Annotated in this window: 15 protein-coding genes and 1 pseudogene; 11 read left to right on the top strand and 5 right to left on the bottom strand. The window is 63.7% G+C overall.

What is annotated here, in order from left to right:
- Nucleotides 1–2: 2 nt before the first annotated feature.
- The 5 genes and pseudogenes from ACGFNJ_RS30235 to ACGFNJ_RS30215 all read right to left on the bottom strand — a co-directional run bounded on the left by ACGFNJ_RS30235 (nucleotide 3) and on the right by ACGFNJ_RS30215 (nucleotide 4,723).
- Entirely contained in the window at nucleotides 3–1,391 is a 1,389-nt protein-coding gene (locus ACGFNJ_RS30235) for a cytochrome P450 (protein WP_393455641.1), read from the bottom strand.
- A gap of 401 nt (nucleotides 1,392–1,792) precedes the next feature.
- Nucleotides 1,793–2,590 carry an IS21-like element helper ATPase IstB gene (gene istB / locus ACGFNJ_RS30230; RefSeq protein ID WP_393455638.1) on the bottom strand — a complete coding sequence of 266 codons (798 nt, stop codon included), beginning with the start codon at nucleotides 2,588–2,590 and terminating at the stop codon, nucleotides 1,793–1,795.
- Nucleotides 2,590–3,818, bottom strand: a pseudogene (istA, locus tag ACGFNJ_RS30225) (IS21 family transposase). Before istA ends, istB begins: the two are co-directional and overlap by 1 nt.
- A gap of 83 nt (nucleotides 3,819–3,901) precedes the next feature.
- Nucleotides 3,902–4,015 carry a DUF1508 domain-containing protein gene (locus tag ACGFNJ_RS30220; RefSeq protein ID WP_393455635.1) on the bottom strand — a complete coding sequence of 38 codons (114 nt, stop codon included), beginning with the start codon at nucleotides 4,013–4,015 and terminating at the stop codon, nucleotides 3,902–3,904.
- A 135-nt stretch (nucleotides 4,016–4,150) separates the two neighbouring features.
- Nucleotides 4,151–4,723 (bottom strand): GNAT family N-acetyltransferase, encoded by a 573-nt coding sequence (locus ACGFNJ_RS30215; RefSeq protein ID WP_393455632.1) that lies wholly within the window; start codon nucleotides 4,721–4,723, stop codon nucleotides 4,151–4,153.
- A 398-nt stretch (nucleotides 4,724–5,121) separates the two neighbouring features.
- Here ACGFNJ_RS30215 and ACGFNJ_RS30210 point away from each other — a divergent pair, with 398 nt between their 5' ends.
- The 11 genes from ACGFNJ_RS30210 to mobF all read left to right on the top strand — a co-directional run bounded on the left by ACGFNJ_RS30210 (nucleotide 5,122) and on the right by mobF (nucleotide 19,835).
- Nucleotides 5,122–6,240 carry a DUF4192 domain-containing protein gene (locus tag ACGFNJ_RS30210; RefSeq protein ID WP_393455630.1) on the top strand — a complete coding sequence of 373 codons (1,119 nt, stop codon included), beginning with the start codon at nucleotides 5,122–5,124 and terminating at the stop codon, nucleotides 6,238–6,240.
- A 735-nt stretch (nucleotides 6,241–6,975) separates the two neighbouring features.
- Nucleotides 6,976–7,887, top strand: coding sequence for a DNA-processing protein DprA (gene dprA / locus ACGFNJ_RS30205; RefSeq protein ID WP_393455628.1), 912 nt, complete (start codon nucleotides 6,976–6,978; stop codon nucleotides 7,885–7,887).
- A gap of 58 nt (nucleotides 7,888–7,945) precedes the next feature.
- The gene (locus tag ACGFNJ_RS30200; protein WP_393455625.1) at nucleotides 7,946–9,181 is read left to right on the top strand and encodes a hypothetical protein; all 1,236 of its coding nucleotides are present in this window, start codon (nucleotides 7,946–7,948) and stop codon (nucleotides 9,179–9,181) included.
- Nucleotides 9,182–9,235: 54 nt separating this feature from the next.
- Nucleotides 9,236–9,454, top strand: a complete 219-nt coding sequence (locus tag ACGFNJ_RS30195; RefSeq protein ID WP_393455622.1) for a hypothetical protein — start codon at nucleotides 9,236–9,238, stop codon at nucleotides 9,452–9,454.
- Between the two features lie 77 nt (nucleotides 9,455–9,531).
- Nucleotides 9,532–9,984, top strand: a complete 453-nt coding sequence (locus ACGFNJ_RS30190) for a hypothetical protein (RefSeq protein WP_393455619.1) — start codon at nucleotides 9,532–9,534, stop codon at nucleotides 9,982–9,984.
- 75 nt (nucleotides 9,985–10,059) lie between these two features.
- Entirely contained in the window at nucleotides 10,060–11,808 is a 1,749-nt protein-coding gene (locus ACGFNJ_RS30185) for a ParB/RepB/Spo0J family partition protein (protein ID WP_393455616.1), read from the top strand.
- 77 nt (nucleotides 11,809–11,885) lie between these two features.
- Entirely contained in the window at nucleotides 11,886–12,749 is an 864-nt protein-coding gene (locus ACGFNJ_RS30180; protein ID WP_393455613.1) for a bifunctional DNA primase/polymerase, read from the top strand.
- 639 nt (nucleotides 12,750–13,388) lie between these two features.
- Entirely contained in the window at nucleotides 13,389–13,745 is a 357-nt protein-coding gene (locus ACGFNJ_RS30175; RefSeq protein WP_393455610.1) for a YraN family protein, read from the top strand.
- A gap of 280 nt (nucleotides 13,746–14,025) precedes the next feature.
- The gene (ssb, locus tag ACGFNJ_RS30170) at nucleotides 14,026–14,499 is read left to right on the top strand and encodes a single-stranded DNA-binding protein (protein WP_393455607.1); all 474 of its coding nucleotides are present in this window, start codon (nucleotides 14,026–14,028) and stop codon (nucleotides 14,497–14,499) included.
- A gap of 522 nt (nucleotides 14,500–15,021) precedes the next feature.
- Nucleotides 15,022–15,327 carry a hypothetical protein gene (locus tag ACGFNJ_RS30165; protein WP_393455604.1) on the top strand — a complete coding sequence of 102 codons (306 nt, stop codon included), beginning with the start codon at nucleotides 15,022–15,024 and terminating at the stop codon, nucleotides 15,325–15,327.
- A gap of 638 nt (nucleotides 15,328–15,965) precedes the next feature.
- Nucleotides 15,966–19,835 (top strand): MobF family relaxase, encoded by a 3,870-nt coding sequence (gene mobF / locus ACGFNJ_RS30160; RefSeq protein ID WP_393455601.1) that lies wholly within the window; start codon nucleotides 15,966–15,968, stop codon nucleotides 19,833–19,835.
- Nucleotides 19,836–20,279 lie beyond the last annotated feature (444 nt).

The raw sequence follows: 20,279 nt of genomic DNA, 5'->3' as shown, positions 1-20,279 counted from the left end.
AGTCACGGCTGCTCAACCCGCTCCGGGAACGATGGGACGCTCCCACGCGCGGTGGCGCGCATACGTAGTCGTTTGGGTTGCAGGCCCGAGGACGACGCCGGCTTGATGTCGTCACCGGGCAGAGAGTGCAGTTGCCAGCGGGCGGCAACACTTGCCAAGGTCAGGGTCGCCTCGGTGATCGCGAAATTGTCGCCGATGCATTTGCGGGCACCGTCCGCGAACGCCACCATGGCGTTGCGCGGCGGCGGTGTGGTGGTCGCGGGATCCCACCGGTCGGGGTCGAATCGCTCGGGGTCGGGATAGAGGTCGCCACGACGCTGGATCAGGTAGGCGCTGTAGAGAATCGTGGTGCCCGCGGTGAGACGGTGGCCGCCGAGTTCGGTGTCCTCGCGCAGGACCCGGGTAACGAGCCAGACCGGCGGCCATAGACGTAGGGCCTCGGTAATGATCCGGCCGGTCAACGGCAATTGGGGTAGGTCCTCGTAGCGTGCCGGGCGACCAGCCAGGACAGCATCGAGTTCGGTGTGTAGCCGTTCGGCGATGTCGGGATGGCGGTCGAGCAGATGCAGTGTCCATGCCAACACGGCGGCGGTGGATTCGGTGCCAGCGAGGAAGAAGGTCACGACCTGGTCGCGCACCTCGGCGTCGCTGAGTCGGCTGCCGTCGCTGTCGCGGGCGGTGAGCAGCGCCGCGAGCAGGTCACCGTGATCGACACCTGCGGCGCGGCGCTCGGCGATGACCTCGGCGAGCGTGGCATGGGCACCGACGATCGTTCGACGGTGAGCACGGTTGCCCGAAATCGGTAATCGCCGCAGCCATCTCGACATCAACGCCTGCACTATCGCGCCGTCGACAAAGGCCCCGATATCGTCGAGCAGCTGATCGCGGACCTGTTCCGGGATCGACCGGGTGAACAGCGCCTCGGCGGTCATCGCCGCGGTGAGTGTGCGCATCTCCGCGTTGATGTCGACGACTTGCCCGTCGCACCACGATTCGGTCATCGCCGTAATCCGTCGGCTCATCATCGGCGCGTACCCGGCTATCCGGTCCGGATGAAACGCCGGTTGCACCAGCCGTCGCAGCCGACGATGCCCGGCATAGGGACACGTGGCCAGGCCCTCGCCCATCATCTCCTTACCGATATCGACCAGTAATCCGCCTTTGTCGAAGACACGGTCGTGCCGCAACACCTGCTGAGTCAGATCCGGGTCACAGACCACCACCGCGGTGAGCGGTCCGATACCGATGCGGACCAGATCACCGTGCGCGGGCAACGACGACAGGAACCCCAACCGGTCACGCAGCAACGGCACCAGATGCCCCAGCAACGGAAGACGGTGCGGTGCCGTCGCGATCGGCACCACACCCTGCGAGCTAGTGACTCGTGCCACGGGCGCGTGCCCAACCCCGGACATGTCCTGGGCGGCCCTCGCTCTTACGGCGGTACCCACCGCCGAACCGAATCGCAACAGCTTGCGCACGAGCGCCACCACCTGACCAGAGACGGAATCCCACCCAATCATCCACTACCCGAAGACGAACCGACTGACTCGACGCTGCCCAACCCAGGTGAGACAAACTCAGCTTCAGCCAACCATCCGAAGCGCCCTTCGCTATCCGATGCGCTTGGTGCCCGCGAGGGATCAATCCGGAACGCACGCTTCTGTCGTATGGCGCGCGTTGGTGAATCGTTCAGATCGGCTGGCGACACGGTGTTCCAACACGTGTTCATGCCGACGAGAAGATGCTCGCCTGTGGCCGGGTTGCTGCCCGGCGGTGCCGGGTGTCTGCGTCAGTCGTTGGTTTTGGCGGCGGGGACGCGACCGAGGTCACGGTCCTTGAGCCGGTAGCTGTCGCCTTTCAACGAGATGACTTCGGCGTGGTGGACCAGGCGGTCGATCATGGCAGCGGCGACGATGTCATCGCCGAACACCTCTCCCCACCGCCCGAACGGCTTGTTGCTGGTCACGATCAAACTTGCCCGCTCATAGCGGGACGACACCATCTGGAAGAACAGGTTCGCGGCCTCGGACTCGAACGGGATATAGCCGACCTCGTCGACCACCAGGAGCGGGATCCGGCCGAGCTTGATCAGCTCTGCCTGCAGTTTTCCGGCCGCATGGGCCTCGGCCAGCCGGGCGACCCATTCCGCGGCGGTCGCGAACGCGACCCGATGCCCGGCCTGACAGGCGCGGATGGACAACCCGATCGACAGGTGCGTCTTCCCGGTCCCCGGCGGGCCCAGGAACACCACATTCTCCTTGGCGGTGATGAAATCCAGGGTGCCCAGGTGGGTGATGGTGTCACGCTTGAGAGAGCGCTGATGATCGAAATCGAACTCCTCCAATGATTTTCGGGACGGGAACCGGGCGGCCCGGATCCGACCTTCCCCGCCGTGGGCTTCGCGGGCGGCGACTTCGCGCTGCAGGCACGCGGCCAGGAATTCCTGATGGCTCCAGTTCTCGGTGCGGGCGCGGTCGGCCAACCGGTCGACGGCGTCGGCGAGGGTCGGGGCTTTGAGAGCTCGTGCCAGATAGGCGATTTCGGATCCGACATTGCGTGACCCGTTGGTCGAGGTCTTGGTGGCCATCACGCGATCCCTTCGTCGTCCAGGGCGAACACCCGGTCATAATCGGACAGATCCCGATGCTCGACAGTCGTGTCCAGGACAGGGACCGCGACCAGGCGACGGGACGGCGCAGCTCTGCGGCCGCGACGACATGGTCAGGGTCGCTGAGGGTTTGATGGCCAGCCCAGCACCGCTGATGGCGTGCGACTTCGACTCCGGCGCAGGTGACCACGACCTGCCGTAGGTCGGCGCGGACCTCGACCTGGCGGCCGATCACCGAGGAGTGCACGGAGTAGTCGTTGGAATCCAGGCGCACATAGTGATCGCGTAGTAGCCGCACCGAGGTCCGCCAGCCGACGACCGGGTCGACCGGTGGCAGCTCAAGCATCGCGGCCCGGTCCGCGGACCACCGGTCGACCGGACGGCAGCCCAGGCGCCGATGCTGTCGCTGGTTCGCCCGGTCGAGCCAGTCGGTAAGCTGGGTATTGAAATCCTCGGGCCCGGTGAAGGTCCGGCCGGGCAGGAACGACGTTTCCAGATACCCGTTCGCGCGTTCCACCAGACCCTTCGCCTCCGGATCGCGAGGGCGGCATTGGATCACCTTGATACCCAGGGTTCCCCGGAACGCGTTCATCGCGTCGGTGAGCTGCGGTTTGCCGCCGCGCCATTGACCGACTGCAGATTCGTTGTCCCACACCAGCACTCGCGGCACCCGCCCCCACCCCGAGATCAACTCCCAATGCCCCGCCAGCAGGTCCGGGGCCTGGCGGGTCGGGATCATCGTCGCGGTGATGATCCGGGAGTAGCCCGACACCATCACCAGTACCGGAGGTCTACCCGCATGTCCGAACCCGAGCGCGACATCCACCGGCGGGAACCACAGATCGCATTGAGCGAGTTCCCCGGCCTGATACTCGGTGCGCGAGGCCGGATCCGGGGGATTGAACAAGGGCCCCAGCTGCGCGACCCGATCGAAGAACACCGACCGGCTGCGCTGCCAGCCGACCCGCTCCATGATCACCGTGGTCGGCATGTCCGGGAACTCGACCAGCAACGCCCGGATCGCCGGCTCGAACGCATCCACCGCCGAACCCTGCGGCTCGCGCTGATACTTCGGTGGTTCATGTGCTGTCAGGCCCTTCTTCACGGTGTTCTTCGAGATCTGCAGATGCCGGGCTATCGCCCGGATCGGCATACCCTCGGCCCGATACAGCCTGCGGATCTCCGCCCAGTCCTCCATGTCGAGCACCTCATGATTCGTCACGGGGTGGGTCAAGGTTCGTTCGGAACCACCAGGTCAGTATTGGACACGGACTCGACAGGCTCTGTGAGCTAGGCCGCCGCCGTCAGATCAACGAGCTGCGCGCCAGCTGCGTTTGTCTGCCCTGACGCAATCCCTTTCTTCGCCAAAGCTTCACTCTCATACGCGTTCGACTGAGCGATCACCTCACCATTACCAGCCTTCAGCCGCCTGCAGCATCCTTGAAGAGTTCGAAGTTCCCAGCTATGTGGGCTATCTCGTTTCACTCCGGAAGGAAACGCCTGATCAAATGTGAATAGATCGTCAGCACTCGATACCCTCTACCGCTCCTCCCTGGAGGCCAGCTTCTTGTAGAAGTAGAACGCCGGCGGCACGGCGTTAGGCGATATCCATCGCTTGCCGAAGAACGGTGGCAACGGCTCTCCCTGCCCTAGCACCGTGAACCCATGCGATGTGTAGAAGCCTCGCAACCGGTCTGTTTGAAGGTCTGCTGTGGCATTGCCGAACCACACCCGGACGCCACGCCGGCACAGCTTTTCCTCCATGTACATGAGCATCTGCGAACCAATTCCTTGCCCACGAGCCTCTGGCGCAACGCTCATCAGATCGAGTTCACTGTGCCTGTCCAGCACCCCCGAATAGTCGGCCTCCGACTCCAGCGGTACTCCACGCGCCTTCATAAACGTCGAACCAGCGGCGACCTGCGCCCGGCAACTGAGCGCTGCGCCGAGCAGACGCCCGGTCACGTCATCCCGGAATTGCACCACCAAGGGTGCGTACATGCCGTCGAGCGCGGTCATTGGCACTGCGTTGGGATCGATATCGTGGAAGTTGATCAGGAAGAAGTCCAACACGTCCTGACGCATCTCGTCGGTGCCCGCTTCTTGAATCATTCGGCAAAGCTACATGCACCAACCGACAAACTCTCGGGTCATCCATATGCACCCCAGCGTGGCCAAGATGCCGAGATACGAACGCCCATAGCACACTTCGGAACTCGCTGACTGTGCCACACGATGACGGGGAAGTCCCAAACGGCATGGGGTTGACGGTCGGACTGAGTCGTTGGGCGGCGGGCGGGCGCACTCTACGCCGGTGGCGACGGGGTCAAGGCGCGAAGGGCGTGCGCCTTGACGCCCGAGGGCGGCCACCGGCGTAGCTGGAGTGCGCCCACCGCCCAACGACTCACTGTGAGGCCTGGGGTGGGTTGATCGCTCGCCGTCGGCGGGCGGCGACGGACCGATGGATTCGGTTTGTTCGCTCCAATCCTGTTCTCAGCAAAGGAGTTTCCGTGTCGTCCTCCCCTATCCATATCGATGATCCCGGTGATTTCATTGCCGCAATTCCGGTGATGCTCGGCTTTGTTCCTGAACGTTCCCTCATTGTCACGGCGTTGAAGGAATCTGCCTGTGATCCTCCGACGGGTTCGGCAAGTGTGTTCGCGGCCTTGCGATTCGACCTCGATCAGCCCGAAGGGCTCCTCGGAGGTCCCGCTGAACTTCTTGCCGCTGCTGTCATCAGGATCTGCGCTTCCGCTGACTCCACCGAGGTCATGGCGGTCGTAGTCGATGATCGCGTGCCGGTCCCTGTTTCAGGGCAGGGTGGCGGTGGTCGCGGAGCGAACGCCGCACTGATCGACTCTCTAGCAGAGCATCTCGCCGATTCTGGAATAGGTCTGGTCGCGGCTTGGACGACCCCGGCAATCGCGCCGCGTCAGCTGTGGTGGAGCATGCTCGGGCCAGACAACGAGGGACTGATTCCGGATGTCAAGGCTTCGGCCGTTTCGATGGATATGATCGCTGGAGGCAAACCGGTTCTTGCTTCTCGCTCCGATCTTGCTGCCTTGGTCGAACCGGATCAGGAAACGGTGGAACGGGTCGATCGGTTATTGCCTTCGGCTCGGGCCACAGTCCTGCGTCGTTATGCTGCCAGCCGACGCGACGGGGATCCTGATGGCGGCACTCGAGGGAGCTTCAAACGCGTACTCGGGCTTATCGCTGCCGTCGATTCTGGTCGCCTGCCAACTGTTCCCCAAACCGCCGAGCTCGCCGCCATACTGGCCGATCGCCGCGTCCGAGATGGCTTACTCGCCACGGCGCTGAGTAACTACGCACGCGCGGCCGAATCGTTGTGGCTACATCTGACCCGTACGCTGCCAAGCCCTGAACGCGCCGAGGCCGCGGTGCTGCTGGCCTACAGCGCCTATATTCGTCGGCACGGCACTTTGGCCGGTATCGCGATGCAGGCAGCGCTTGATGCCGATCCATACCATCACCTCGCGATCATGCTCGAGGCGGCACTCGAGCTCGGTCTGGAGCCAGAAAGCATGCGGCAACTCGGTCGCTCTGGTGCCAAGATCACACGCAGGCTCGGCATTGAGACCGATCTGCCACCGGACGCCTCGTCGTGAACCGACTGCCAACCGATGAGCAGTGGTTTGAGGCAATCAAAATCCTTAGGCGCACGTGATGGGTTTCGAAGCTATCCGCGACGCGCGAGGTTACTGCGATGCCGGCGACATCGGCTCCGGTGACGCCATCGACTTCGGCCATGCTTATGCGGTCTTGGTCGCATCACACAGGTCACGATCATCGATCGCAGGTGCAATTGGCAAGCCGACCGCGAAATCGGCATCTTTAAACAGCATCGAGCCATCACCTCCGAAGCCGCGCAGGCGTTACGAAAGCGATTCGGCTCCAGCTTAATTCGTGGCGTTCCCTGACAACCGGGCGGGGCCAGTGGGGCGATGGGCTGGCGCACTCTACACCGGCGACCGCGTGGTCAAGCTCCGCTTGACCACGCTCTGGCGCCGCCGGTGTCTTTGAGTGCGCCCACCGCCCCACCCGGCCCGCACTCCCCCGGCCAACTCAGTCGCCCACGCGCACGCGCAGGTTCACTCGCCCACCCAATTCACAGAACCAGCCTGCTTCGGCGACCTCACTCAGCCGACCCGCCAGGCTGCTCGACGAAGGAGGTTCGACATGAATTACCTATTCTCCATTCGCCTTTCGGTGAAACGCAGACTCGATCCGACTCGCACTATCGGCCGCGGCCGCGCAGCCGATAGGCGTCGAGGGAGGCGCAGGTTCCGCCTCGACTGTGGACAGAGTTTTCGTGGAAGCTTCTCACTACACAAGGTGTGGCGATGAACGCCGATATGCGGTGCCGGGCGTGGGCTTTGTTGTCGCGGGCGGCGTGCGGGCCGTGCCGGCCGGTGCAGGAACTGATCGCCAAGTTGGGTGTGGAAGAGGCCGCCGCGGCTGTGGTGGCCGGTGATGTTCCGGTCGCCGTCGATCGCCAAGTTCTTGAGCGAGGCAGCAGCTTTGAGGTCGCGGCACGGGATCTGGACGACCTGTACCGTCTTGGTGGGCGCTTGATCACTCCGGACGATGACGAGTGGCCCGCCGATCGTCTCCTCGCATTCAATGCCGCCTACACAGATCGGGAATTCGTTGCGCCGGTAGCGCTGTGGGCTCGTGGCCCATGCTCGCTACGCACGGCGACCGATCGGGCGGTCGCGGTCATTGGCACTCGGGCGAGCACCGAGTACGGAGACCGCGCCGCACAGCAGATCACCGGCGAGCTGGCTGTCCTCAACTGGGCCATCGTGTCCGGCGCCGCGTTCGGTATCGACAGCATCGCGCATCGTGCGGCGCTGGCTGGAGATGGCCTCACCATCGCGGTGCTGGCGTGCGGGATCGACCGGTCCTACCCCGCCAGCCATCGCCAGCTGCTGGCTCAGATCGCCGAGTCTGGGCTGGTCCTTAGTGAATACCCGCTCGGGACAGCACCTATCCGATACCAGTTCATTGTCCGGAATCGGTTGACCGTCGCCCTCTCCAACGGTGTCGTTGCGGTGGAGTCCGGGCTACGCGGCGGCACGATCAACACCATCGGCTGGGCTAAGCGATTGCGGCGCCCAGCCTTCGCCGTACCAGGGCCGATCACCTCCGCAGCATCGGCTGGCTGCCATCACATGATCCGAGCGGGGCTCGCACAGCTCGTGACGTCGCCCTACGACATCCACTGCGCCCTGCATGAGTCCAAATACATCTGAGGTCAACACCTTCCGCTCCTTCTGCTATCGATCACACCTGCCCAGGAAAGGTCTCGTCATGTCGAATCCCCAGTTTCTCCGTCACGCTGATTTCGCCGACATGGTCGCGCTACTGCAACAGCAGCAAGCGAACAAGGTTGATGTCGTCGCACCGGCCGCGTCGATACGCGCACGTGACGGCATGTTCGAACTGTTCGACGTTCCACCGGTGATCGACGACAACGGCGTCACCGACGTCGCTGGCCTCTACCGGCCGACCTTCGCCGCCGATTCCCAGATCGGCACCAAGCTCAAAATCCCCGTCGGATACCTGCGCTGGCTACGTGAAGAAAAGCGCATGGATCTCTATGACAACAACGTCAACGGCCTGCTCCACGGACCACTCGGCCTCCACGTCGCACCCGATCCGGATGATAAGTCCTATCTGTTGCGGCTGTTCACGTCCGGAAACCCCAACCGGCCTGGAGTGTTGCGCGCGTTGTTGTCGACTCGCTACGGCATCGTCGACAATCTCGACCTGCTCACCGCGGTTATGGACGGTATCCGCCAGGTCGACGTGGATGTGACGATCCGCTCCTGTGACCTGAGCGATTCCTCGATGCGCTGCAAGGTGTACTCCCCGCAGGTCTCGGCACTCGCGCCGCATTTCCTGGCTAACTATCGCAACCCGTTCGACAATCCCGAGCTCGAAGCCGAACGACGCCGTGCGGCCGGTGAGTTGGATCGGTGGCGTCCGATCGCCGCCCGCGACGGCATGGGATATGACCTCGGCAGTGAACCTGTCATCGTGGCCGGGTTCCGGTTCTCCAACTCCGAAACCGGCCATCATGCAATCACATTGAAGCCAGAGTTGGTGGTTCAGGTGTGCGGCAACGGGTTGGCAGTGCCGCTGTTCGCTTACCGCAAGAACCACATCGGCGAAAAGCTCGACACGGGCACCGTGTCCTGGTCTCAGGACACCTACCGCAAAGAGTTGGCCGTCATCACCGCGAAAACCCGCGACAAGGTCAGCGAATGGCTGTCGCCGGAATTTCTCAATGCGCGCGTCGATGAGCTCGAAGAGCAAGCCGGGCGCCCAGTCACACAGCCGGACAAAACGATCGAGGTGCTAGCCAAGAAGTTGGGGTTCACCGAGACCGAACGCACCGGCATCCTGTCCCACTTCATCGCCGCCGGCCAGCTCACAGCAGCCGGAATCGCCAACGCGGTCACCAGCTACAGCCAAACCGTGCCCGACCCCGACCGCGCCGACGCCCTCGACGACCTCGCCCTGCGCGCCATGAGCATGGCCTGAAAACCATTGCAGAACAACAGTTGTCACCCATCAACAACACAGGAGGTAGCACACATGACCGACACCATCACTCGCGAGGAATTTGATCGCCGAGTCCATTTCGGTGACGCCGGAACCGCATCACAACTCGACGACGTCGACATTGCTCGCTGGCGTCAGCAGTATCCGGATTGGAAAGCCAAGTACTGGTCCTACATCCCCGTCAGTGACGAAGGGACCATGTTGCGACTGGAACCGATCAACGTCGCTGCACGCACGAAGGCACGCCGATGAATCACCGGCAGCCGCACCCCGCGCACCAACCTTCGCGAGATCGGCGACGTCCACGACGGCGACCACCAGAGGCGACCATGCCCAGCGCGGCACTGTTGATCGCCGCCAGTTCGCACCGCGGCGTCACCGATCGCGGATCCGAAATACTTTGGCTAGTAAGGGATCTAGCCGCCCTAGGCTGGCATAGCCACTATGCCGAGCACCCGCTGCTGGACACTGCGGCGACTGAATCCGAGCTATCGCACGAAGAGCTGCTCACCGGCCTCGATCGCCATATCCGCCATCGGCTCCCACACGGCCGACGCCGCAACGCGAAAGTGCACACCGAGCCGCTGGCCATGGTCATCGACCGGCTCGTCTCGCTCACCATCACCCGCAGCGTCCTAGCCGTGGCAGGCGATATCGGTAGCGAAAGCCGTGAGCTCGATATCGCCCTGTCAGATCTGGCCCTCGGCTACGACCAGCTCGTCGCCGACCTGCTCGCGGGGCGACGACGACAGCCACGTTTCGCCATCAGCCGCGCCATCTGAATATCCACCTGAGTAGGCACCGGACAGTTCGTAGCTGCCCGGTGCCTACCTATTTCACGATAGGAGCAACCCTCGATGACCACCACCACTGACACACCCGCAACCACCGGTCCAGGCGACGAGACCAACCTTCCAGCTGAGACCACATCGACCGCGCTCAGCATCGTTGCAACATCCAACGGAGCCCAATCCCCATCCGAGTTCGAGGCCGCAATGATGGATCCCAGCGACCTGGTGATCGCCGAGAATGTCCGGCGCACGTTCGACCTCGACGACCATCCGGAGTACACCGCCTCGATCGGTGAGCACGGTGTTCTGTCTCCGATCAGGGCAGACCGTATGCCTGACGGCAGTATCGAAGTGCGCGACGGTCAGTTACGCACCCTCATCGCCGTAGAGATCGGACTGGCGCGGGTGCCCGTGTGGATCAACACCGCAGTCGATCCCCGAACCGCCGAATCCGAGATCACCCGGATCAGCGAGCAGATCACCGTCAACGACCGCCGTATCCCTCTCACAGACGGTGACCGCGCCGCGGGAATCGCCAAGATGCTCGACTTCGGCGCCTCACTCACCCGCGTTGCCCGGGAACTGCAAACCGACCGTGAGGAGGTGAAACTCGCAGGAAGGATCGGCCAGTCCGAAACCGCATGCCGCAGCGTCGACGACGAGCAACTCGACTTCGAGCAAGCTGCGATCCTGGCCGAGTACGACGTCGTAGGCGACACCGATGCGGTGCAACATCTGCTCAACACTCCACACAGCATGTTCGCCTACGAGGCACGACGCATCGCCAACCGGCGCGAAGAACGCCGCGCCCTGCTGCAGACGTCGCTGCCCTACGCCGCGGCCGGGTTCACGATCCTCACCGAGGATCCTGATACCGACGGCACGGACGCAACATTCATTCCGGCCGACAGGTTGTTCACCAGCGACGACCAGCCTGTCGGCCTGGCTCAGATCCAGGCCGAACCCGAACGGTGGGCGGTCTATTGCGACTTGCTCGACGACGTCGCAACCATCGACCGGGAAACCCGCGAACCTGTCGATCCGGAAACCGTGGACTGGACCACCGAGCGCTACCCCGACACCAGCCCAGATGAGGGCTTACGCCATGCACGCGAGGTCGAACGCCGTGACCTGTGGGACGCCATCTACTACCTACCCGTCGATCAACTCGACGCCACCGGTCTGCACGAATCCGTCGTCACTCCAGAATCCAGCGACACGGTCTCTGACGCCGCGGATCCGGCCCAATTCGTCGCACTTGATGCCGTCGACGCTGACGCCGATCCCGAGGCCTTCGAGCGGGCGCGTGTAGCCGAGCAGCAACGTACCGAAGCACGAGCCCGTGCCGCCGAGGAACTGCGCCAACGCCAGCTGGCCGAGGATCGAGCCAACGAGCTCGACAAACTCGGCAAGGCCGCCATGGAGGCACGCCGAGAATTCATCACCAAGCTGGTGTCCCGCAAAAACGAACCGCCGCAACAATCATCGATGTTCGTCCTGCAATCCGTCATCAACGACCCCGGCCTGTTCGACAGCCACGACGCCACGGTCATCGCACTCGACCTGCTCGGCATCAAGGGTTGGCGGCCAGAACTGCTGAGCAGTCTCGAAAATGCTCGACCGCCACGGTGCCGGGTCGTAGTCCTCGCACTCGTCCTCGCTGGGTATGAGCTGCGCACAGGCAAGAAGGCCTGGCGCTACAACGACGTCCGAGTCCAGCGTTATCTGCGGTTCCTCGCCGAGGTCGGACACAACCTCACCCCCATCGAACAAGTCGCCATCGGCGACCTCGACGCCGACACCATCGAAATCTGAGCCCCTTTCACAACGCAGCGGCGCGCGCCATCCGAGCTCGACGGCGCGCGCCGCTTTCTACTGCCAAGGAGGATTCAGTGCCTGCGGCCAACCCTCTGCTTGACGCTGCCCTGCAGGCTGCCGATCGCGGCTGGCATGTCTTCCCGCTGCGCCCTAACGCCAAAACCCCCGCCCTTCGCGGCTCCTGGTTGAGCCACGCCACCACCGATCCCGGTCAGATCCGTGACTGGTGGAGCACTCGCCCCTATCGGAACATTGGCATCGCCACCGGTCGCAGCGGCCTGCTCGTCATCGACATCGACGAACAAGTCGGCACCCCAACGGCTTCGGTCGACGCATCGCAGCTGCTGGCCCCCTTAGCGGCCGTCGCGGGTGATTTCTCGAACCTGCGCACCTTTGCTGTACGGACTCCGTCCGGCGGAGCCCATTTCTACTATCACGCACCATCCACCCCCGAACTGGGCTGCTCGGTTGGTCGCATCGGTCCTCTCATCGACTCACGCGGCCGTGGTGGCTATGTCGTCGGCGCAGGCTCACGAACGAAACTCGGCAACTACAGGATCATCGATTCCCGGCCGGTGGCTGAGCTGCCCTCGACACTTGTCGATTTGCTGGTCCCACCGCCACCGCCCCTGCTCACACCGAATTCGTCGCCTGGGCATCCGAGCGCATACCTCGCGTCGATCGTTGCTGACGAAGCTCGCCGGGTCGCCAATCCTGCACCACATACCCGCAACGTCACGTTGTTTCGCGCGGCCGTTGTCCTGGGCCGACTCATCGCCGCTGGCGAACTCGATGAGCAGCAGGTCCGAGCCACCCTGACCGCCGCCGCTACCAAACACATCGGCGTCGACGGATTTACCCACGACGAACTCGAACGCGCGATCACCAACGGGCTCGCCTACGGCGCACAACGACCACGCCATATCAGCACTCGCTGACCCAACCGCTCTCTCTCCGAAAGGATCCCGCTCATGGGCAAAGGAAACACGCCGAGCCACATCCGCCACTTCGACACCCTCGCCGACGGCTCGATCGGTTGCTGGATGTTCGGGTGCTCCAATCCGGCCACGCGCTGGATCGATATGGAGCGCTGGGGAATCCGACGATGGCTCTCCACCGCCTACTGCGACAGCCACGGCGACGAACAATTATCCGACCTCCACCACACCCACCGTGTCCGCCCAATCCAGCGGCCACCTCACTGATCATCGCAACACTCCGGACAGGCCCCTCACTCGCCTGCCGATCCATCGTGGCGTTCAACGTCCGGTGCCGCCATATACGGCCCGATTGCTTCCGTATGTCGGCGTCGGATCGTCGGGAAGCCATGCCCATAGCCCCGCCGCCAGATCAGCGGCATGAGGTGTTCCGACGCCGCGGTGGGCCGGTCCCTGAGACATGCGACCTGCCTCGATAGCTCGGGCTGACGCAGGAATTCGCCGACGCAAGTCACGCCGCAATAGCGCACGGTCCAATACCGGTCCCATACCAGTGCCTCATTCCGGGCCCCCTGAGCGCCAGGCACTGCGCGAGCTCTTTCCGGTCCGACCCGCCTCTCTACAGATAGGGACCATCGAATGCAACCCGAATCGACACTCGAAGGCCAAGCCGATCACCTGGTCGTCCAATACCTGACCGACGCGGGAATGCAGATCCTCGCTCGGCGTTGGCGCTGCGGCTGCGGCGAAATAAGCCTCATAGCTCGCGATGCCCACATCACCGCCTTTGTGCACGTACGCACTCGGACGAGGAAATCGTTCCAAGTTCCCGCCAACGCGATCACCTTCCGCAAACAGCAGCGATTGCGCCGAACCGCATTGCTGTGGTTGGCCAGGCAACCCGAGCCCTGGCATCGAATCCGGTTCGACCTCGCCTCTGTTGTGCTCGCGCCTGACCAGGAACCCGAGATCGAGTATTTCCAAAGCGTGTTTTGAAGGCGGTGCGCGTAGGTGCCGTCGATCAGCCCCACAGGGGATCAGAGCCTGGCCGGGTGAACCGGCGATGAACCTGCGCCGCAGGCAGCGGGACAAGCCGTCGCTGCGCTCCGGTCGCCTACGGCGATCCCTGCCCCGGCGCAGAACCCCCGCCGACCCTGCGGGCCCGGCCCGCCTCCGATGGCCACGGCCGCAGATCGACAGCCCCTTCGGTCACCAACCGGAGTGGGTGTCGATCTGTTTCCTTTCCGCATTCATCTATCCCGTTAGGAGATCTGTCATGGCCGGAGACCTTTTCGTCACTGTGGTCGGCAACCTCACCGACAATCCCGACCTGCGTGAGACGCCGTCCGGTAAGCCGGTTCTCAACATCACCGTTGCCCAGAACACCCGCTTCTTCGACCGCCGTGGCGGTGAATGGAAGGACGGGGACACGCTGTTCGTGCGGTGCAACATCTGGGACTGGCAGGCCGTGCATGCCGCCAAGAGTCTTCGGCGAGGCATGCGTGTAGTCGTCACCGGGAAGCTCAAGCAGCGCAGCTATGACACTGCCGAGGGCGAAAGGCGTTACGTCACCGAGGTACTCGTCGACGAGATCGCGCCCTCGCTTCGAGGTGCCGTCGCCGAGGTCACCAAAATCGACCACAAGGCGGTCGATCCTCAACCGCCCGCCATGGACCCTGCCGACGAATCCGCTGCCACCGGTGAGGAGCAGTTCGCCGCGGTCGGTGCCAATGAGGAACCACCGTTCTGACACCACCATCGCAGGGTGCGGACTCCGTCGTGTCCGCGCCCTGCCATCAGATTTCGCAGTCGCCGCGGACCCGCAAAGCCGACCGATATGGACCGCGGCCATTTACCCACCTCATTCCAGGAGGTGACCCACCATGACCACCGACACCGCACGCCGTACGTCGGCGCTGAACAAACACTCTGCATTGCCTCCACACGCCTCGACCCGACCGGCACCCGATGAATCGCCTGGTTCGGATCCCGAACTTCCGGTCAACGCTCAGTTCGCGCTCATCGCGCTACTCGAGGACCGCATCCGCGCTCTCGTGTCTGACAACCGCCTTCTACGCGCTCACCTGCGTCAGCTCACTGTCGCGCTCGACGATTCTCTTGACCGCGAATCCGCCCACGCCCTGTGTCCGCACCACGAACGACTCCTGCCGCTACCGGGCGGCTCTCCTCGACCGCTGGCATACCGGTCGGTATCGCGCTGCAATGGATGTACCCAGCCGTGTTCGGCTGCCGCACGATCGGAGGTCTGCTGATGTCCCTGATCTGGCTCGTAGCACTCGTCGCGTTAGTCCTGCTCGTGGTCTGGTGGTTGTTTCCCATGCTCGCCCGCATCCTCGGTGTTCTGATCGCTATCGACGCGTTGCTGGGGATCGTGTTGTTTCCCGACTATGCGCTGCCTGCCCGTCTCCCGTGGCTCGCCGCTGGAGTCTTGCTCTGGCTGGCCGGGAATTGGGCCTGGGCCGCCAAACACGGAGTCTGGGGATCCCGGCTTGCTCGGTCTTTCTTCCAGCTCCCCGGGTTGCGGCACCTGATTCCCCGCTCGGTGCTGATCAACTAGCTGCGGTCGTCCGACCCCGACTCGGGTGGTCCGGCGCTCGTGCCGTGGGCGTCCCGTGTGGGTGCATATCCGCAGTAGTCGTTTCAATTCTGCCGCTTCTACTCCGGTCATCTCCCGCAGTTGCGCCTCGTCCATTCCGCCGGACTTCAGTCGCTGCAGCACCGCGCTCTGCGCCGCTTCCGCTTCGCTCGCAACTGCCTCGTACTGCGCCACCGCACTCGCGATCGCTGCGTCACGGCGCCGCGCTGCGCGCTGTGATCGCCCCGCTTGCTTGCGAAACTCGACCAGGTCCGCCTCCGCGGCCTTCGCGGCGCGCATCTGCGCCTCCAGCATCGCGGCCATCACGCTGCGCGCCCACTTACGCGCCGACACCTCCTGTGCACTCATTCCGCACCTCCTCTACTGCTGTGCGTTCGCGCCGCACTGCGCGCGGCGACGCACGGGCATTACTTCTCGCATTCTTCTTTCTCCATTCCACAATCTCACCAAACTGTTACCTACACAATCTCCACCATTGCTTTCATTCACTTCCCATATGGGTTTTCTTTCCATCAACTGACACACCTCTTGCATCGTGATGCTACTGGCCGGTAATGATCAATTAGGCGCGATGCTTTGCGCCTATCTTCGACATTGTGATGACGATCCATCGACTCCATTCAGGCGATGGCTACCAGTACCTGACAAGCCAGGTGGCCAGCGGCGATCGCCTGCGGGATCGCACACGTGACCTCACCGATTACTACCTAGAGAGTGGCACGCCACCCGGGGTATGGCTTGGCACCGGCGCCGCCCGGTTGGGTGTATCTGGAAATGTCACCGAAGCGCAAATGCATGCCTTGTTCGGTGAAGGATTACATCCACAAGCGAACACGATCATCGCCGCTGAAATCACTGCTGGCAAGACCGCAGCACAAGCAATCGAAGCCGCCAAACTCGGCACCATCTTCTACGAATTCACCAACAAATCTTCACCGATCACCGACATCCTCGAACGCAATATCGACGCCTTCACCGGCCTGCATCAGCGTCGCCCGACCTGGGATGAACGCACGATCCTGCGGACCGTCGCTGCCCGCGAGCACCTCACCACCATCCTCGCTCGCGAACCCGGCCGCACCGAAATCGAAGCCGCTCTGGCACAGGAGAAATCCGGCAGCCGCAAGGCCGTGGCCGGGTTCGATCTGGTTTTCACACCACCGAAGTCGATCTCGATCCTGTGGGGGCTGGGCGACGACGAGCTCCGCGCCGCGATCTGGCGCTGTCATATCGAGGCCGTGCGTGAAGTCCTGGCATGGGCCGAATCTCAGTGCGCGGTGACCCGGCGCGGCCGCAACGGCGTCCGCCAGATCGATGCCCAAGGGTTCGTGGTCGCCGCGTTCGATCACTTCGACAACCGCTGCGGTGACATGAACCTGCACACCCACGCCGTCTTGTCCGGCAAGGTCCTTGGTTCGGATGGCAAGTGGTCTGCCCTCGACGCGCGCCCCTTGTACGGCTCCGCGGTGTCGTTCTCGTCCCGCTACAACGCCACTATCATCGGCAAGGTTCGTCGCCAGATCGGGTTTCGTTTCGAGGAACGCAACCGCGGCCCGGGAAAGCAACCAGTGCTCGAAGTCGTCGGCGTCAGTGACGAGATGATTCGCGAGTTCTCCCGCACCCCCGACATCATCGCTCGCACCGAACAACTCGTCGCCGACTACCGCGCTCGCCACGGCCGCACCCCCAGCACCGTCACCCAATACCGACTCGCCCAACTAGCGACCCTGCAAACCCGCACCGGCAAACCGCTACCGAAAACCCTGCGCAAGATGGTCGCTGAGTGGGACCTGCGCGCCCGCCGATTCCTCGGCGACGGACGCCACGGCACCGCATTCGTGCGCGACATCCTGCACGCCCACAACGAATCTCGCACCCCCAGCACTTGGGATCCCGAGCAGGTTGCCCTCGCGCTCGGGGTCGATCTCGGCGGGCCAGCAGCTCTCACTGAGATCTCACGCCGACGACTCGACGCGGCCATCGATAGCCACCTCACCCGCTACCAATTCGAGACTCCCGCGGCTCGAATCGATGCAGCCAAGACCGTTCGGACTCTCCTCACGCCCAGTCCAGAGCCGACGTTTTTCGATCGGATCGGGACAGCTCACACCGCCATCCGACGCAGGATCTGGGCGCCGGAATCCATTGCAGGTGAAGTCGTTGCGACGGTTGCTCGTCGCCGCGCGACATGGACCGAGTCCAATATCCGCTCTGCGGTCGAGGATCGCCTGGCAATCATCGACTTTCCCACCGACCTCGCCCACCGCGCTGCCGTCGAACAGATCACTACCGCGGTGCGTGACCGCTACAGCATCCAGCTCACTGTTCACCCCGACCCTGTCCCCACAGCCATGGCACGCCGCAACGGCGACAGCATGTTCACCGTCGCCGGCGCCACCCGCTACACCTCCCACGCCGTCTTCGATGCCGAGACACGCCTGCTCGAATCGGCCCGCATGCCCAGCCCCGAAACGATCTCACCTCAACTCGTTGACGATGCAATCGCGCTGATCCACAAGCGCGACCATTTGGTACTCAACCAAGGTCAGTGTGAAATCGCACGCTACTTATGCTGCTGCGCTACACAATTGGCCGTCGCGGTCGGACCCGCAGGCGCCGGCAAAACGACTGCCATGAAAGCCGTCGCCACCGCATGGCGTGCCTCCGGTCGAGAAGTCATCGCGCTCGCGCCCTCCGCCTCCGCGGCGCGAGTCCTATCCGAGGATCTCGGAATCCCCGCCCACACCATCGACCGGGTCCTCACCCAGGCCGCCTACAACGTTCCCACCGGACTCTCCCCCGGTGCGATGATCCTCATCGACGAAGCCTCCATGGCTGCCACCGCCGACTTCGACGCCGTGTGCGCTCTCGCTCACGCATCCGGCGCAATTGTACGTGGAATCGGTGACCCCGAACAACTTCCCGCCGTCGAAGCAGGCGGCATCTTCCGCACCCTCGCCCAAGACACCCACGCACCACAACTCGACCAAGTCATCCGCTTCACCGACCCCGAAGAAGCCGACGCCACCCTCGCCGTCCGCGACGGCGACATCAACAATGCCTGGCAGTTCTACGACGGCCACGCCCGCATCACCCACGGCATGAGCGACCAACTCCGTCGCGCCATCCTCACCGAACATCTCGACGCCACCAGGGCCCGGATCACCTCGATCATGATCGCCGCCACCCTCGACGACGTCAGCGCCCTCAACGCCGCCACCCAAGCAACCCACGCCCTCACCGGCCACATCAACACCGACAAAGGGCGAGTCCTGCTGTCCGACGGGCACACCGGATACGTCGGCGACATCGTCGTCACCCGACTCAACACCCCCCGACTCCGCATCACCGGCGGGATCCGCAACACCACCCACGTCGAAAACGGCGACCTCTGGCGCATCCACAAAATCCACCACGACGGAACAATCACCCTCACCGGCACCAACCACCGCGGCAGCACCCACATCCCCACCGACTACCTCCACCAACACGTCGAACTCGGCTACGCCACCACCGTCCACCGCGCCCAAGGCATCACCGTCCGACACGCCTACGTCCTCCTCAACGCCAGCCTCGGACGCGCACTTGCCTACGTCGGCCTCACCCGCGGATCCGAACTCAACCGCATCTTCCTCGCCACCGACACCCTCATCGACCCCACCGGCGACCAACAACCCGACGACCCCATCGAACCCCAACACATGTTCGCCCGCGTCCTGGCCCGCGAGGACGACAACCTCTCCGCAATCGATGTCATGCGCGCCGAACAAGCAGCCGCCGACCGTCGGACCCGCGCCGCGTACGACCACGCCTACCAACTCCTCGCCGACGCACGCGGCGCCTACCTTCTCGACCGTGCGCTACCAGTTGTTCTCTCCCACACCACCGCACAGTCACCGACCTACCAGCAGCTACTCGACACCATCGCTCTCGCCGACGCACACGGTCTCGACACCTGCGAGCTCGTCGCCTCGATCGCGACCAGCAACTTTCACGACCTCGGTGAATCCCTCGCTACCGCTCGTGACCTCGCCGCCCTTTTGCGCTCCCGCGCCGATACCTGGATCCGCAACCAGCGCCATGTCACACCACCAGCAGTCGCTACAGCCCCGGTTGCGACGCTCACCGATCTGCCATCGCAACCAGCATCCGCACTCGTCGCTGACATGAATATCAACGCCGTCGTCGGTTTGCCGCACCACCGATTCCGCGCACTTCACGACGATCCCTGCACCGATATTGCTCGCCCCCTGCCTGCACGGCACCCTGGAATGGACATTGAACTCGCCAGCCACGCCGCACAACTCCGGCAGCGCATCATCACCGCCGAAACTACGAATCCAACAGCCCAGAGCGCGCTCACAGCTCATATCGCTGAACCGGATCGCCCTCCGCACACGGTGCAGCGCCAACGGCACCGCCGCGTGCCACCCCTGCAGCCGCCCAACCGAATCCGGCGCAGACGCTGATCAGCGCAGCCGGTCTCATCGAACGCAGCGCCAGGTCTTCGCTGCCACCGAACGGAGGGCGGTCTCAATCCGCTGGCAACAGACGGGTGACACGACAGCAGCAGCATGGGCAAATTGACCGAGTGGTCGAGACCGCAAGAGGTGCATGGATATCGGCCAGGTGCGGACCGTTCAGGGCATGAGTGGGGTCACGTTCGCACCATTGGCTCTTGCGGTTGAGGCAGCGGGTCAGGCGACCTCACCGGTCGGCGGATTGTGTCGCTTGCCGCCGCTGTGCACCCCGCTGCCAGTCCTGAGACCACCGACAGCAGTATGAAGCGGAACAAGTTTGTCGCGCTGTCGATCGGCGAACGCCGCGTTTCCGAACGACCGATATGCGGCTGAGAGCGCACTCGTGTCGACTGAAGCCAGTGGAATACGCTAGAACCGCTTGCCGTAGAACGA

Source organism: Nocardia sp. NPDC049149, from assembly GCF_043197455.1.
Classification (GTDB): Bacteria; Actinomycetota; Actinomycetes; order Mycobacteriales; family Mycobacteriaceae; genus Nocardia.
Note: the sequence above shows the minus strand (reverse complement) of the source record. Positions and strands in the feature narration are given on the sequence as shown.

Excerpts from the sequence above, each read along its gene's own strand:
- ACGFNJ_RS30190 (WP_393455619.1), top strand. The coding sequence starts at position 9,532 with ATGCCCAGCGCGGCACTGTTGATCGCCGCCAGTTCGCACCGCGGCGTC.
- ssb (WP_393455607.1), top strand. The coding sequence starts at position 14,026 with ATGGCCGGAGACCTTTTCGTCACTGTGGTCGGCAACCTCACCGACAAT.
- ACGFNJ_RS30175 (WP_393455610.1), top strand. The coding sequence starts at position 13,389 with ATGCAACCCGAATCGACACTCGAAGGCCAAGCCGATCACCTGGTCGTC.
- istB (WP_393455638.1), bottom strand. The coding sequence starts at position 2,590 with ATGGCCACCAAGACCTCGACCAACGGGTCACGCAATGTCGGATCCGAA.
- dprA (WP_393455628.1), top strand. The coding sequence starts at position 6,976 with ATGAACGCCGATATGCGGTGCCGGGCGTGGGCTTTGTTGTCGCGGGCG.
- ACGFNJ_RS30165 (WP_393455604.1), top strand. The coding sequence starts at position 15,022 with ATGTCCCTGATCTGGCTCGTAGCACTCGTCGCGTTAGTCCTGCTCGTG.
- ACGFNJ_RS30215 (WP_393455632.1), bottom strand. The coding sequence starts at position 4,723 with ATGATTCAAGAAGCGGGCACCGACGAGATGCGTCAGGACGTGTTGGAC.
- ACGFNJ_RS30200 (WP_393455625.1), top strand. The coding sequence starts at position 7,946 with ATGTCGAATCCCCAGTTTCTCCGTCACGCTGATTTCGCCGACATGGTC.
- mobF (WP_393455601.1), top strand. The coding sequence starts at position 15,966 with ATGACGATCCATCGACTCCATTCAGGCGATGGCTACCAGTACCTGACA.
- ACGFNJ_RS30185 (WP_393455616.1), top strand. The coding sequence starts at position 10,060 with ATGACCACCACCACTGACACACCCGCAACCACCGGTCCAGGCGACGAG.
- ACGFNJ_RS30195 (WP_393455622.1), top strand. The coding sequence starts at position 9,236 with ATGACCGACACCATCACTCGCGAGGAATTTGATCGCCGAGTCCATTTC.